Source organism: Kitasatospora sp. NBC_01560 (genome assembly GCF_045208415.1).
GTDB lineage: Bacteria > Actinomycetota > Actinomycetes > Streptomycetales > Streptomycetaceae > Kitasatospora.
This window is the reverse complement of the sequence record NZ_CP109364.1, coordinates 1,673,495-1,688,707: the sequence shown is the minus strand read 5'-3', so window position 1 is coordinate 1,688,707 and position 15,213 is coordinate 1,673,495. Positions and strand designations below refer to the sequence as shown.

The following is a 15,213-nucleotide window of genomic DNA, read 5'->3' as shown; positions in this document are numbered from 1 at the left end:
CGGTGGTCGTCGGTCCCGTGACGGCGGACCGCGGACGTCGTGGGGCGCCCGCGGTCCGCTGCTGCAACTACCGGACCACCGCCAGGGAGCGGGGTGCCTCGGGAGCGGGCTTCGGCTGGTAGTACTCCGTGTGTCCTTCGACGTGGAGGTGGGGCAGACGGCGGTCCAGCCAGCCGGGCAGCCACCAGTTGCCGCGGCCGAGGAGGTGCATCACGGCCGGTACCAGCAGCAGTCGGACCAGCGTGGCGTCGATCAGGATGGCCGAGCCCATGCCGACGCCGATGACCTTGATCGGCAGGTCGGGCGAGGGGACGAAGGCCGCGAACACGGCGACCATGATGGCCGCCGCCGCGGTGATGACCCGCGCGGTGCCCGCCAGTCCGCTGACGATGGACTCCGCGTTGTCGTTGCTGCGAAGCCAGGCCTCACGCATCCGACTCACCAGGAAGACCTCGTAGTCCATCGACAGGCCGAACAGGACGGCGAAGGTCAGCACCGGCACGAAGGCCGGCAGCGGGGTGGGGCTGTCGATGCCGATCAATCGGCCGGCGGTGCCGCCTTCGAGGACGAGCGCGACCACGCCGTATGCGGCTCCGACGGAGAGCAGGTTCATCACAGCGGCCTTGAGGGCGACGGCGAGGCTGCGGAAGGCCACCAGGAGCAGGAGCATCGACACCGTGACCACGCCGCCGACCAGCAGTGGGATGCGACGGGAGATGTTGTCGGTGCTGTCGATCGCGCTCGCGGTCGCCCCGCCGACGTGCACCCGGACGCCGGGGCCGACCGCAGCCGGGACGACGTGATCGCGGAGGTCGCGGACCAGGGCCTTGGTGGCGCCGGCCTGCGGACCGCTGTCCGGGACGACGGTGAGCAGCAGCGAGCGGCCGTCGGAGCCGGGCATCGGAGGGGTCACCGCCGTGACGCCGGGCATCGCCTTCAGCGCGGTGGGCAGCGCGGCTGTCGCGTCGGCGGGGGTGCCCGGCGCCAACTCGGCGACCAGGACCAGCGGTCCGTTGCTGCCCGGTCCGAAGCCGGCGGCCACCGTGTCGTACGCCAGCCGGTTCGAGCGCCCGGCGGGGTCGTTGCCCGCGTCGGGGAAGCCGAAGCGCACTCCCAGGAACGGTGCCGCGAGCGCCAGCAGGACGACGGCGCCGGTGACGGCACCGAGGACGCGGTGACGCTCGACGAGCCTGCTCCAGCGCAGCCAGCCGGTGCCCACCGAGCTCCCGCCCCGGGCGGCGCGGCGCTGGGGCAGGGGCAGTCGGAGGCGCTCGATGTGTCGGCCGAGGTAGCCGAGCAGGGCGGGGAAGAGCGTGGTGGACGCGGCGATCACGACGAGCACGGAGAGGATCGCCGAGACCGCGGCGCCGCGCATGAACGACAGGCCCATCGCGAACAGCCCGAGCATGCTGACCACCACGGTCATTCCGGCGACCACGACCGCGCGGCCCGCGGTGTCCAGCGCGGCGACCGTGGCGGCCTCGGGTTCTAGCCCCTCGGCGCGCCACTCGCGGAACCGCGTGACCAGCAGCAGCGCGTAGTCGATGCCGACGCCGATGCCCAGCATCGCGGCGAGCGAGGTGGACCAGTCCGGGACCGGCATGATCGCGGCGAGGACCGGAAGCAGGGTGCTGCTGACCGCGAGCCCGCCGAGCGCGGTGAGCATCGGCAGGCCGGCGGCCACGACTGAGCCGAAGGTGATCACCAGGATCACGGCGGCGGCCGCGATGCCGATGGCCTCCGAGCCGATCGCGCCCTGCTCGGCCTGCTGGACCGTCATGCCGCCGAGGTGGACGCGCAGGCCGCCGTCGACGGTGCGGGCGAGGTCGAGCAGCCGCTGGGTGTCCGCCTTCGGCATGTCGGGTGCGACGGCGACGTCCAGGTGAATCTGCCCGAGGGCGGTGCGGCCGTCCGCCGACACCTTGCCGCGCGGGCCGTACGGGTCGTCGATGCCGCTGACGTGCGGCACCGCGGTCATCCGGGTGACCAGGTCCTCGACCCGGTCGCGGGTGGCGGTGTCGGTCACGCTGCCGTCGGTGGCCAGCACCAGGCTGATCGATTCACCGCCCAGCCCGGGGAAGTCCCGTGTCAGCAACTGCTGGGCCTGCTTGGAGTCCGAGCCGGGTGCGGTGTAGTCGGCGCTGTACTTGGCGCCGAGGCCGGCCGAGAGGCCGAAGGCCGCGCCGGCGGCGAGCAGCCAGAGCAGCACCGTGCGGCCCCGGTTCCGGAAGCTCCAACCGGCTATTCGGCCGAGCGGGCCGGGCCGGTGTGGCCCGCTCTCCCCGGCGGCTGTCCGCCGGTCCTCGCGCAGTCCCTGGGACATGTGGTCCTCCGTGCGTCGTCAGGGGCTCCGGCCCCAGGCGGTGCGTTACGCTTCATAACGCACCTTATGACGCGTAACGTTCCCCTCGATGGGTACGGATTGTCAACGCGGTGACTGGCGCGGCGGGCGGACGGAGATGCGATGACGAGTGGGCCGGCCGATGAGAGCGGGCAGCGGAACCGCCGTGAACGGTTGCGCGCCGACACCGTGGAGGAGATCAAGCGCGCGGCCCTGAGCCTCATCGTCGAGCGCGGCGCCGCGAACCTCCGATTCACCGACATCGCCCGCAGCATGGGGATGACCCCGCCCGCCCTGTACCGCTACTTCGCCGACCGGGACGAGCTGCTCACCGCGCTGGTCGCCGATTCCTACGACAGCCTGTCGGACGCGTTGACGGCGACGCGTGGGACCGTGCCGCCGGACGACCTGGACGGCCGCTTCGTGGCCACCTGCATTGCCTACCGCACCTGGGCGCAGCGGAATCCGGAGCGCTTCGCCCTCATCTTCGGCTCCCCCGTACCCGGGTACGCGGCCCCACCGGACGGACCGACTGTGGCGGCCGGTCAACGGGCGATGGAGCACATGGCCGAACTCGTCGCCGACACGGCCGGGCGTGGCCGGCTCGGCAGCTCGCTGGTGCCGGACCCGGCGGAAGCCCTGATGCTGGCCTGGGCCACGGTGCACGGCTTCGTCACCCTTGAGGCGCACGGCCACTTCCACACGCTCGACCAGCAAGCGCGGGACCGCCTCTTCGCAGTCCAGGCGGGCGTTGCCGCGCGCACCGCAGGCCTGTCGCCGACCGTGGACCAGCAGTGATCAGGGCCCGCGAGGCACACGGCGCCGGCTCGGGCGACGAGGACAGTACCGTCCTCGACCTCTACGCCTCCCCGACGTGCCGGTTGGTCCGGGCCGGCCGGTACGCAACGGACTGACACGAATTCCCGGTGACGGCTCCCACGAGCGGTTGCTCGACCTGGCGCGACCCGAGGTCGGTAGCCCGACACCGCCAAGCTCCGGCGAAGCACCGAACCAGAACGGGGCGCGCGGCGAGTTCGTCTGACGCCAGCAGTAAATGATCGACCGATTTGTACAATGACAGTCTGTTCGACAGGCCGAGGGGTTCCATCAGAGGTTCGGTCTCGTCCGCGTCGACTTCGGGACGCAGCGGCGCACACCGAAGGCCTCGTACGCCTGGTACCGCGACCTGATTGCCAGTCATGATGGCGACCTGAAGCAATAGTTGTGGACGAGTCACCGTGACGGTCGAGAGGCCGTCCGAACGGTGCGTCCCGCCCCCGTGGAAGTCGGGGGCGGGACGCGGTGCGGGCTCGGGGCCCGCGGGGGTTGGGCGCGGTGTCACGTCACGCCCGGTGGCTCAGGCAGCGGCTCAGTACCAGAGGTCGGGGCTGAGCTGGTAGTCGTAGCCGCTGCCGGGCTGCCAGTAGAAGCGGGCCTCGGCCTTGTAGTCGTGGCCCGGGGTCGGGTTGGTGAGGGAGTAGGTGTAGGAGTACTGGCCGGAGTGGCAGGGGAACGAGGTGGAGAGCGCCTGGCTGCCGGTGGTGTAGTCCCAGATGATGATCTGCTCGGTGCAGTTGTTGCTGGAGAAGTTGGTGGTGACCTGCGCCGACACCTGGCCGCCGCCGGCGCTGATACAGGTCTGCTTCCAGCCGGGGCCGCCGCAGCCGCCGCCACTCGATGCCGAAGCCGCCCCGGCGCCGGTCAGCGCGATCCCGCCGGCGAGCGCGGTGGTGGCCAGGCCCAGGACGACCCGACGGATTCCCTTGACGGACATGTGCAGTCCTCCCTGTCTGCCCGGCCTGATTGACCGGGGCACGACATGAGGCTCGGTCACGGCGATGGACATTCGATGACCACGCCGAGCAGCTGCTCGGTCTCGGCCGCGTAGGCGTCGAGATTCAGCCGCCGGAAGTGCTCCAGTGCCTGCCCGAGACAGGCCCGGGCCCGGCTGCGGTGACCCAGGTCGGCGAGGGCCTGGCCGAGGGCGCTCAGCACGGTGCCCTCCAGCATGCCGCCGACGCAGCGGGCCTGCGGAAGTGCCTCCTCGGCGGCCCGGACGGCCGCCGTCGGCCGCCCCGCCGTGAGGTGGATCCGGGTGATCAGGCCGCCGGTCGCGGCCTGGAAGCCGGGCATGCCGAACGAACGGAACCGGGCCAGGGCGGCTTCCGCCCGCTCCAGGGCCCGGGCGAGGTCGCCGCAGAGGTGGAGGATCCGGGCCAGGTAGTAGCTCCCGACGGACGAGGAGATGGACACCTCGCCACCGGTCAGCTCGGCACACCGCTCGCCGGCCGTGCGGGCCAGGGAGAAGCGGCCGCACCTCGCGTGGTTGTAGCCGAGCTCGCCGAGTGCGAGGCCCTCGGCGGTTGCGTCGTCGAGCCGGTGGAACAGCGACGACGCCTCTTCGAGCGGACCGATCGCCGCCTCGAAGTCGCCCAGCACGCGCGCGTTCGCCCCGATCAACTGGAGGACGTTGGCGCGCAGTCGGCGCAGCGGCGCCCGGGCGCACAGCGGCAGGCAGCGGCGGAGCTCCTCGCCCGCCGCCGGGTAGGAGCCGGCGTGCCAGAGCATGCTGCCGCGGACCGAGCGGGCGAGCGCCTCGGCGTCCCGTTCGCCCCGGCCCGGCGCCGCCTCGGCGACCAGGGCCGCCAGGTCGCCGACCGTGGTGACGTAGTCGCGGCCGAACAGGATCGAGCCCATCTTGTCCGTCAGGTCGGCGGCCTGGGCGAGCGGCAGGGCCGGGTCCTGGCAGGCCCGGCGGATCACCGCCTGGTGGAGGTCGGTCTGGTCGCGCAGCCAGGCGGTGGCGTCCTCGACCGTCCCGAAGGTCCGGCCCGGCACGGCGGCCTCCGCCGTGATCAGGCTGCGCCGGGCGTGCTCGACGTGGTGGGCGGTCGCCTCGGCGTTGCGCGCGCTGGCCAGGCAGAAGGCGAGCAGTCGGGCGTACGCGGCCGAGACCTCCGCCGGAAGGTCCTCGCCGGCGCCGCGCCGACGGGCGAAGACCCGCAGCAGGTCGTGGAGCCCGTACCGGTCGGCGGCCGGCGAGTGCAGCAGGTTCAGGTCGACCAGGGTCTCCAGGAGTTCGCGGGTGCCTCCCAGGGAGCGGTCGAGCAGTGCTGCGGCCGCTCCCAGGCCGAGTACGGGCGTGTCCGGGAGGGCGAGCAGTCGCAGGGCGCGGGCCTGTCCGGGGTTGAGCCGGGCGTAGGAGAGCGCCAGGACGGGCTCCACCGCCGTGTGGTGGTGGGCGAGTTCGGCGAGTCGTGTCTGCTCGTCCGCCAGGGCGGCGGCCAGGCCGGCCAGGGACTGCGCGGGGTCGGCGGCGAGCCGCGAGCCGACCACGCGTACGGCCAGCGGCAGCCGGCCGCAGGCTGTGACGATCGCGGTGGCGGCCTCGGGCTCGGCCGCGGTCCGGGCGCGGCCGGCGACGGCGGCGAGCAGGTCCAGCGCTTCGGCCGGCTCCATCGCGTCGAGGTGGAGGTGGTGGGCGCCCGGGAGGCGGGTCAGCCAGACCCGGCTCGTGATCAGGACGGCGCAGGTCCGATCGCCGGGCAGCAACGGTGCGGTCTGATCGGCGGAGGCCGCGTTGTCGAGCAGTACCAGCAGGCGGCGGCCGGCCACGGTGGTGCGGTAGAGCGCGGCGCGCTCGGCCGGGTCGGCCGGGATCTCCCGGTCCGCGACGCCGAGGGCGTTCAGCAGCAGGCCGAGTGCCTCGGCCGGGTCGAGCGGATCGGCCTGGGCGCCGCGCAGGTCCAGGTGCAGTCGGCCGTCGGGGAACCGCTCGCGCAGGGCGTGGGCGACGTGGACGGCCAGACTGCTCTTTCCCGCTCCCCCGATTCCGTTGACCGCCGCGATGACCACGGCGCCCGGGTCGGGCCGGGTGAGTACGGTGGTCAGCTCCGCAACGGCGCTCGATCGGCCGGTGAAGTCGACGAGGGGAGGGGGAAGTTGTTCCGGTATTGGCAGCCGGCCGGCGGCCGTCCCCCGGTCGGGGACCGGCCGGTCGTGGGCGGCGGCCGAGCGGTGCCCAGGGCGGGAGTCCGTGCCGAGCGTGGGGTCGGCACGCCGAATCCGCGCGTGCAGCGCGTCGAGCTCCGGGCAGTCCAGCCCCTCGGTGTGGTAGTCGCGCCGGGCATCGGCGTACGCGGCCAGCGCCTCGGCCGGGCGGTCCGCCAGGTGGTACTCCAGCATCAGCAGGGCGCGGAACCGCTCGCGGAACGGGTGGGCGAACACGGCCTGGTCCAGCTCGACCAGGCAGGACGGGTTGTCCCCCAGGTCGACGTCGAGGGCGAGTTTGGCCTCCAGCGCGTCGACCCTGCGTTCGGTCAGGTGACGGCGCAGCTCGACGGCATGGCCTCCGGGCAGTCCGGCCAGCGGCTCGCCCTCGTGCAGGGCCAGCGCCCTGGTCAACAGGTCACGGGCCGATGGCCGGTCGGCGGCGGCGCGGGCGTCCTCCGCCTGCGAGACGAGGCGGTCGAAGGTGACGGAGTCCAGTGACTCGGCGGGGACGTCGAGGCGGTAGCCGCCGTCGACGGTGACCAGGAGGTGTTCGGCGTGGTGGTCGCGCAGCGCGCGACGCAGCCGGTAGGCGTGGGTGGCGAGGGCGGACTTGGGCCGGGCGGGCGGGTTGTCCTCGTCGAAGACGCCCGCGGCGAGGTGGGCGGCGGTCAGTGGCCGGCCCGGGTGGGCGAGCAGCATGGCGAGGAAGGACTGCTGTTGGCTGCGGCCCAGGTCGAGGCGGCGGTCGCCGACCCGGGCGGTGAGCGGGCCGAGCAGGTGGAAGCGCAGGTCCGGCGTGCTGGCAGGTGAGCGTTCGGTGGAGACTGCGGGTGCGGGTGCGCGTTCGGTGGCGATGACGGCTCTCCCGGAGGCTCGTCGGGCCCCGGCCCGGCCGGGCCGGCGCGCCGGGGCTGGTGGATGGCGGTGGCGCGAGGGGATGCCCAGCGGGCCGAGACGGAGAGCCGGGCGTCGGGGGAGGGGGGCACGGTGCGCGGGGGCTCAGCAGCTCTCCGGCACCGGCCGGACGACATGGGGGCTCTCGGTGGAGCCCGGGGCGGTGACCCCACCGTGCAGCCCGCCTCCGGTGGCCGGTACGCCGGTCCCCGGCATCGCGACGGCGGCACTTCCGGCCGACGCGCGGCTGATACGTGTGACGGTTCCACTCATCTGTTCGTCCTCTTCCCGTCGCTGGTGATACCGGGCGGCCTGCCTGATCAGACGGTGGTCGCGGCCGCCGACGGGATTTTGTGATGGGCCGGTTGACGAGGGATGAACGCTCGCGTTTATTCGCAGACGGATCTTATCCACAGGAGTGCGAAAGGAGGGCGGAAACAGGCCAGGCGGGACGGCCCACCAAGCGGCTCGCGGCCAGGCGCAGGGCGTGGGGCTGGTGGTCGCACGCGGCGGCCAGGGCCCGGACGGCGTCCGGTTCCCGGGCCAGGCGACAGGGGCCGAGGGCGCGGGACAACAGTTCGACCCCCTCGTCGGGCGTCATCCGGCCGACGGTGACGGTGGGTCCGCCCGGTAGCGGTCGGCCGGTGGTGGTGACGAGAGCCGCGCTTCCGGGCTCGGCCGGCAGCAGCGGGCGGACCTGCTCGGCGCCGGCAGCGCCGTCGAGCAGTACCAGGACGCGCCGCCCGGCGAGCAGCCGGAGGTAGAGCGCGCGCAGGTCGGCGAGGCCCGGCGGGACGGCTCGCTCCTCGACGCCCAGGGCCCGTACGAAGCTGGCCAGGACGGTGGCCGGGTCCGCACCGAGGGTCTTCCCGTCCAGGCCGGCGTGGAGCTGGCCGTCGGGAAAGCCGGGGGCGAGCCGGTGGGCGGCGTGGACGGCGAGCGCGCTCTTGCCGTAGCCGGGCGGCCCGGTGACGGTGACCCAGCGTGGGCCCGGCGCGGCCAGGGCGGCGGCGAGCTCGCCGAGCAAGGCCGCTCGCCCGGTGAAGTCGGCGATGTCCGGCGGGAGTTGGTACGGCCGCCGAATCGGCCTGGGGGTGGTCCGGGAGGCCCAGGGTGTCCAGCTCGCCAGGTCCGTGGCCCGGCCGCGGAGGCGTGCCGCCAGAGCCGCCGCCTCGCCGCCGGGGGCGGAGTCGGCGAGCAGGGCGAGGGCCTGCACGGTGCGCCCGGCCCGGGCCAGCGCGAGCGCGTGGGGGACGACGGTGGCCGGTTTCGGCCCGAGGTCCGCCGGGAGCGCCAGTCCGAGTTCGACGTCGAGTTCGAGTCGCGCCAGCCGGGCCTCCTCCCGGCGCCCGGCCAGCATCCGGCGGTCGTGCTCGGCGAACGGGCCCGGCACGCCGTCCAGGGCCACCGGAGCGGACCACCGGCCGAGCGCGGCCGTGAGCAGGGCGTGGGCCCGCTCGGGCTGCCGGTTCCGACGGGCGGCGGTGGCGGCGGCGAACTCGGTGAGGAACGCCGTACGGTCGATGTTCACCCGGTCCACCTCCAGCCGGTACGCCTTGCCGACGTGCCGCAGGACGCTGCCGCTCTCGACGGCGCCGCTCTCGACGGCGCCGCCCTCGACGCTGCCGTCCTCGCCGGCCAGGGTGTTGCGCAGCCGGTACATGGTGGCGGGCAGCCCCCTGGCCCGGTTCGGCGCCTCGTCCGCCTCCTCGCCCCAGACGCCGTCGATGATCTCCGCCACGGGCACCGGCCGCCCGGCGTGGACGAGCAGGACGGCGAGCACCGCGCGGTCCCGGGCCCGGTTCAGCCGCAGCTCCCGGTCGCCGCGCCGGGCCTTGAGCGATCCGAGCATGCTGAAGTGCAGCTCCAGGGGGATTCTCCTTACGCGACCGAATCCGACAACCGGTCATGCTACGGAGGTGACGCGTGCGGACAAGAGGGCCGGTCGGTATCACGCCACCGACCTGGGCCCTCGCCCGGCGGCGGACCGGCTGGTGGTGGCGGCCGGTGCCTGGTCGGGCAGCCTGCCCGGCCTGCCGAGCCTGCCCGTCCACCCGCTGCGCGGTCAGATGATCGAGTTGCAGGACCCGGAGATCCGGATCGATCACGTCATCTCCGGGCGGACGTACCTGTGCCCCTGGCGGGACGGCGGGCTGTGCACGGGCGCCACGGAGGAACAGGCCGGCTTCGCCGAGCACGTCACCGCCGCCGGAGTCGCCTTCCTGCTGTCCCGGCTGGTGCGGGACTTCCCGCTGCTCGCCCGGGCCCGGCCGGTCCGCTCCTGGGCGGGGCTGCGGTCGGCCGCCCCGGACGGCCGGCTCGTCCTCGGGGGTACCCGTCGACCACCCGCGTCCTGGTCGGCACCGCTCACGGCGGACAGGGCATCCTCACCGGTCACCGCACCGGCCGGCTGCTGGCGGAGATCCTGGCCGGTCACGCCACCGCCGGGCCGGCCGAGTTCGCCCCCGACCGGGCCGGGAGCCCGGCCCCCGGGGGCGGGTCGACGGGTGGCGCACCGTCCGGCGGCCCGCCGGGATCTCCGCCCGGGACCAGGACGACCTCCGGCACGTCATCAGCGGCGAGCAGCGATCCCGCGGCGCGGGCCGCCCGGCCCGGCAGGACAGGAGGCGCCGGCCGCGCGGCGCCGGGAGGTCAGGCGTAGACCCGGGCGTAGAGCTCCCGGATCTGGTCGGCGGTGGGCACGACGGGGTTGTTGGCGGGCGAGCCGGACCGCAGGGCCTGCTCGGCCATGAGCGGCGTCAGCCGGGCCCAGGCGTCCGGGTCGATGCCGTGGGCGCGGGGAGTGGGGACGTCGAGGTCGTGGCAGAGCGCGCGGAGCGCGTCGACGAGCGCGGCGGCGGCAGCGTCGTCGGAGTCCGTCGCGGCCGCGGCGCCCAGGGCGCGGGCGCAGTCGGCGTACCGGCCGGGCGCCGCGTGCACGGAGAAGGCCGTCACCGCGGGGAACAGCATCGCGTTCGACAGGCCGTGCGCGACGTGGAAGTGCGCGCCGATCGGGCGGCTCATGCCGTGCACGAGGGCGACGCTGGAGTTGGAGAACGCCATACCGGCCTGCGTCGCGGCGAGCATCATGGCCTCGCGGGCCGCGGCGTCCGAGCCGTCCGCGTAGGCACGGCGCAGATGGCGGCCGATGGTGGTGACGGCGGCGAGGGCGAGGCCGTCGGAGAACGGATTGGCCTTGCGGCTGACGTACGCCTCGACGGCGTGGGTGAGGGCGTCGATGCCGGTGTCGGCGGTCAGCCGGGGCGGCATCGACATGGTCAGGTCGGCGTCGACCACGGCCGCGAGCGGCAGGAACGCCGGGCCCAGGCAGAGCATTTTCTCGTCCGTGCCGCTGTCGGTGATGACGGTGACCTGGGTCGCCTCCGATCCGCTGCCGGCGGTGGTGGGCACGGCGATCACCGGGAGCGCCGGCCCGCGGTTGACGCGCGGCGCCCGGTAGTCGCGCATGTGACCGCCCTGCACGCCGAGGAGGGCGAGGGCCTTGGCGCTGTCCATCGGGCTGCCGCCGCCGAACCCGATGACCGAGTCCGCTCCGTGCTCGCGCAGTGCTTCCAGGCCCGCGGCCAGCGAGTCGGTCGTCGGGTCGGGCACGGTGCCGGAGAAGAGCCGCGGGTGCAGTCCGGCCCGGCGCAGCGTCGCCGTCAGGCGCTCGGCCGCGCCCGTCCCGACCAGGAACGCATCCGTGACGAGGAGGGGGCGGCTCAGCCCCAGGTCGGCGACGACGTCGCCGAGGTCCTCGGCGGCACCGCGGCCGACGCGCACGATCCGGGGCAGGGACAGGCCGGCGACCATGGTGGACCCCTCGACGGTGGGCGGAACGGCGGCCGGGTCCGCCGGCCGGCGCGCTTCGACTCTGCCGCCCGCGCGGTGGCGCGTTCAAGCGCCAATCGTGCAGAGGGCGTGTGCGCGGATGCAGATACGCTGCCCCGGTGCGCTCCCGATCCCGTCCGGCCGGCGACGGCCCGGACCCGCCTCCGCCTTCGCCTCCGCAGAGGGGGGCCGGCCGTCCCGATCCGGGCGCGGTGCGCGCCGACGACCTGCGGTACCTGCTCGCGGTCGCCCGGACGGGGCGCCTGGTGAGTGCGGCCGACGCGCTCGGGGTGGACCACACCACCGTGTCCCGCCGGATCACCGCCCTGGAGAAGACCCTCGGGGCGCGGCTGATGGAGCGCGGCACCGAGGGCTGGGGCCTGACCGAGGCCGGACGGGCCGTCGCGGAGAGCGCCCGCGCGGTCGAGGAGGCCCTCGTCCGGGTCGTCGACGCGGTGTCCGGTCAGGACGCGCCGTCCCTGCACGGTACCGTCCGGGTGAGTGCCCCGGACGGCTTCGGTACCGTCTTCGCCACCCCGGCGCTGGCCCGGGTCCGCCGGTACCACCCCCGGCTGCGCGCCGAACTCATCACGGCCACCCGGCAGTTGTCCCTGCGGCCGGCCGGCTTCGACCTCGCCCTGGCGATCGGCCGGCCGCCCCGGAGCCGGCTGGTGACCGAGCACCTCACCGACTACGCGCTGGGGCTGTACGCCGGTGCCGAGTACCTCGCGCGGTGCGGAGCCCCCGGCTCGGTCGCCGAGCTCCGGGAGCACCCGCTGATCTTCTACATCGAGTCGATGCTCCAGGTCGGCGACCTCGACATCGAGCGCCATCTGCCGGGCGTCACGCCCGCATTCTCCTCCACCAACGTCTTCGCCCAGCTCGAAGCCACCCGGCTGGGGGCCGGCATAGGGGTGTTGCCGGCCTTCCTCGCCGAACGGGCCGGGCTGCGGCGGCTGTTGCCGGACGAGGTCGACATCCGGTTGCCGATCGTCCTGGCCGTGCGCCGGGAGGCGGTGAGCCACCCCGCCGTCCGGGCGGTGCGCGACGCCCTGCACCACGAAGTCGCCCGCCGCGCCGACGAGCTGCTCCCACGCGGGAGCGCCAGGACCGGCGACGCGCACGACACGGGCGGGGCCGGCGCGGGCGACACGGGCGGAGCCGGCGCGGGCGACGCGGGTGGGGCCGTACGGGATCGCCGCGCCGGTGGGCGGTGACTTCAGCCTGGCCGACCGGGCGCCCGGCGCCCGGCGCCCGGCGCCCGGTGTCCTTGTGCACGCCGACAGTCCTCGCCGGGCGGGCGCCGCTGCGGAAGCTCCCCGGGCCCGGAGACCCGCGGATGCGGCCCGTGGCGGCACCATGGGTGTATGGCGAGAGACGCGGGCCCGTCCCCCCGGCCGTCCCGGCGCCGGCCGAACGGCCGCCGCGGGCGGGGGGACGCGCGCCCGGCCGCCGCGCAGGCGCCTCCGCCGCGGCGCCTGCGGTCGGTGCTCAGCATCCGCAGCGTGGCCGGGCAGATGTTCGCCCTGCAGGTGCTCATCGTGCTGCTGCTGGTGGTGGCGGCCGTCGTCGCGCTGCTGATCCAGTCCCGCAGTGACCGGTACGCCGCGGCGCGTGACCGCTCGCTCGCCGCGGCCCAGACGTACGCCCACAGCCCCGGCCTGGTGGCGGCGATGCAGGGCCCCGACCCCAGCGCGGTGCTCCAGCCGTCCACCGAGGCGGCCCGCAAGGCCGCCGGGGTCGACTTCATCGTGGTGGCCGACCGGAACGGCATCCGCTACACCCACCCGCAGCCCGAGCAGATCGGCAAGAAGTTCGTCGGCACCATCGGGCCGTCGCTGCGGGGCATGGTCACCGTCGAGCAGGTGAACGGCCCGCTCGGCCGGGAGTACCAGGTGGTGGTCCCGGTGGAGGACGCCCGCGGTGCGGTGATCGGCATCGTCTCCTCGGGGATGAAGGTCGCCAACGTGAGCAGCGCGATCAACCGCCAGCTGCCCGTCGTTCTGGGCGCGGGCACCCTCGCGCTCGGCCTGGCCACGGCCGGCACGGCGCTGGTGGGCAGGCGTCTCCTGGGTCAGACCCACGGGTTGGGCCCGGAGGAGATGACGCGGATGTACGAACACCACGACGCCGTGCTGCACGCGGTGCGCGAGGGGGTGGCCATCGTCGGCGGCGACGGCCGGGTCCTGCTCGCCAACGACGAGGCGCGCCGGCTGCTCGACCTGCCGCCCGACACGGAGGGGCGCGCCGTCGCCGGCCTCGGCCTCGCGCCGCGGACGGCCGAGCTGCTGCTCTCCGGCGACGCCGTCACCGACGAGGTGATCCCGGTCGGCGAGCGCCTGCTGGCGGTCAACACCCGGTCCACCGGGAACGGGGGAGGCCCGGGCGGCAGCGTCACCACCCTGCGGGACTCCACCGAGCTGATGGCCCTCGCGGGGAAGGCCGAGGTCGCCCAGGGCCGGCTCCGGCTGCTGTACGACGCGAGCATGGCGATCGGGACGACGCTGGACGTCCGGCGCACCGCGGAGGAGCTCGCCGGGATGGCCACCCGGGAGTTCTGCGACTACGCCACCGTCGACCTCGCCGAGGACGTTCTGCACGGGGACGAGCCGCCGACCCTGGCCGTCGGCGCCCCAGTGGAACTGCGGCGGGTGGCCGTCGCCGGCGCCCGGGACGATTCGCCGCTGTACCCCCCGGGGGAACTCGTCCGCTGGGCGGGGCGCACCCCGCAGGCGGAGGGCTTCGTCAGCGGGAGCTCCGCGCTCGTCTCCGAGCCGGCGGCCGACGCGGGGTGGCGCACGCAGGACGCCGAGCGCACGCAGGCGGTGCTGGAATTCGGCCTGGCGTCGCTGATCGCGGTACCGCTGACGGCCCGCGGCGTGCTGATGGGCGTCGCCTCCTTCTGGCGCGTCCACGACCGGGAGCGCTTCGACGAGGACGACCTGTCGCTGGCCGAGGAGCTGGCGGCCCGGGCCGCCGTGTCCATCGACAACGCCCGCCGCTTCACCCGCGAGCACACGATGGCCGTCACGCTGCAGCACAGCCTCCTGCCGCGGGCGCTGCCCGAGCAGAGCGCCCTCGTCGTCGCGCACCGCTACCTGCCGGCCCAGGCGGGGGTCGGCGGCGACTGGTTCGACGTCGTCCCGCTGCCGGGCGCCCGGGTGGCGCTCGTCGTCGGCGACGTCGTCGGACACGGTCTGCACGCGGCCGCGACCATGGGCCGGCTGCGCACCGCCGTCCAGAACTTCTCCACGCTCGACCTGCCGCCCGACGAGCTCCTCGGGCACCTGGACGAACTGGTGAGCCACATCGACCAGGAGACGGACCCGGCCGAAGGGGCGCTCGCGATCTCCGGCGCCACCTGCCTCTACGCCATCTACGACCCCACCACCGCCACGTGCGTCCTGGCCGGGGCCGGGCACCCGCCGCCCGTCCTCGTCCACCCGGACGGCAGGGCGGAGTTCCTCGACGTCCCCGTCGGTCCGCCGCTCGGCGTGGGCGGGATGCCCTTCGAGGCCACCGAGCTGCGGCTGCCGGAGGGCAGCAGCCTGGTGCTCTACACCGACGGCCTGGTCGAGGACCGCACCCGTGACATCGGTGTCGGGCTGGATCTGCTCAGGGCCGCCCTGGCGCACCCCGACCGGTCGCCCGACGAGGTCTGCGACGCGGTGCTCGGCGCCCTCCTGCCCGCGCGGCAGACCGACGACATCGCCGTCCTCGTCGCCCGCACCCGGGTACTGGACCGCGACCGGACCGCCGAGTGGGAGGTGGCCGGGGTGCCCGAGGCCGTGGCCCTGGCCCGCGCCGAGGCCACCCGGCGGCTCACCGCGTGGGGCCTGGACGAGGCCGTCTTCGTCACCGAGCTGGCGCTCAGCGAGCTGGTGACCAATGCCATCCGCTACGCGACCGGTCCGATCGGGGTGCGACTCCTCTACGACCGCACGCTGATCTGCGAGGTGTCGGACACCAGCAGCACCGCCCCGCACCTCCGCTACGCCGTCGCGGAGGACGAGGGCGGCCGCGGGCTGTTCCTCGTCGCCCAGCTCGCCGACCGCTGGGGCGTCCGCTACACCGCCGGCGGCAAGATCGTCTGGGCCGAGCAGGTCCTGCACCCGGACGCGCCGGCGGGCTGACGCGGGCCGCCCGCCGGGGCC

Annotated in this window: 8 protein-coding genes and 1 pseudogene; 4 read left to right on the top strand and 5 right to left on the bottom strand. The window is 74.8% G+C overall.

Annotated elements, in window-relative coordinates; all coding sequences use genetic code 11:
• Positions 1-67 precede the first annotated feature (67 nt).
• Entirely contained in the window at positions 68-2,323 is a 2,256-nt protein-coding gene (locus OH807_RS06835) for an MMPL family transporter (RefSeq protein WP_406195144.1), read from the bottom strand.
• Between the two features lie 141 nt (positions 2,324-2,464).
• Between OH807_RS06835 and OH807_RS06830 the strand changes: the two genes are divergently transcribed.
• Both OH807_RS06830 and OH807_RS06825 read left to right on the top strand, forming a co-directional pair.
• Positions 2,465-3,139 carry a TetR/AcrR family transcriptional regulator gene (locus OH807_RS06830; RefSeq protein ID WP_406195143.1) on the top strand — a complete coding sequence of 225 codons (675 nt, stop codon included), beginning with the start codon at positions 2,465-2,467 and terminating at the stop codon, positions 3,137-3,139.
• Between the two features lie 295 nt (positions 3,140-3,434).
• A pseudogene (locus OH807_RS06825) lies at positions 3,435-3,563 on the top strand (family 1 glycosylhydrolase); the annotation flags it as partial.
• A gap of 147 nt (positions 3,564-3,710) precedes the next feature.
• Here OH807_RS06825 and OH807_RS06820 read toward each other — a convergent pair.
• From OH807_RS06820 to OH807_RS06805, 4 genes are all read right to left on the bottom strand, one after another.
• Positions 3,711-4,115, bottom strand: coding sequence for a hypothetical protein (locus tag OH807_RS06820; RefSeq protein WP_406195141.1), 405 nt, complete (start codon positions 4,113-4,115; stop codon positions 3,711-3,713).
• Positions 4,116-4,171: 56 nt separating this feature from the next.
• On the bottom strand, positions 4,172-7,066 hold the full coding sequence (locus tag OH807_RS06815; protein WP_406210763.1) for a BTAD domain-containing putative transcriptional regulator: 2,895 nt from the start codon (positions 7,064-7,066) through the stop codon (positions 4,172-4,174).
• Positions 7,067-7,634: 568 nt separating this feature from the next.
• Entirely contained in the window at positions 7,635-9,080 is a 1,446-nt protein-coding gene (locus OH807_RS06810) for a BTAD domain-containing putative transcriptional regulator (RefSeq protein ID WP_406195138.1), read from the bottom strand.
• Positions 9,081-9,880: 800 nt separating this feature from the next.
• Positions 9,881-11,041: an iron-containing alcohol dehydrogenase gene (locus OH807_RS06805; protein ID WP_406195136.1), complete on the bottom strand. Its 1,161-nt coding sequence runs from the start codon at positions 11,039-11,041 to the stop codon at positions 9,881-9,883.
• A 230-nt stretch (positions 11,042-11,271) separates the two neighbouring features.
• On the opposite strand from OH807_RS06805, the gene OH807_RS06800 reads away from it, so the two are divergent.
• Positions 11,272-12,276, top strand: coding sequence for a LysR family transcriptional regulator (locus OH807_RS06800; RefSeq protein ID WP_406195134.1), 1,005 nt, complete (start codon positions 11,272-11,274; stop codon positions 12,274-12,276).
• A 150-nt stretch (positions 12,277-12,426) separates the two neighbouring features.
• Positions 12,427-15,192, top strand: a complete 2,766-nt coding sequence (locus OH807_RS06795; RefSeq protein WP_406195132.1) for a SpoIIE family protein phosphatase — start codon at positions 12,427-12,429, stop codon at positions 15,190-15,192.
• The last annotated feature ends 21 nt before the right edge of the window (positions 15,193-15,213 follow it).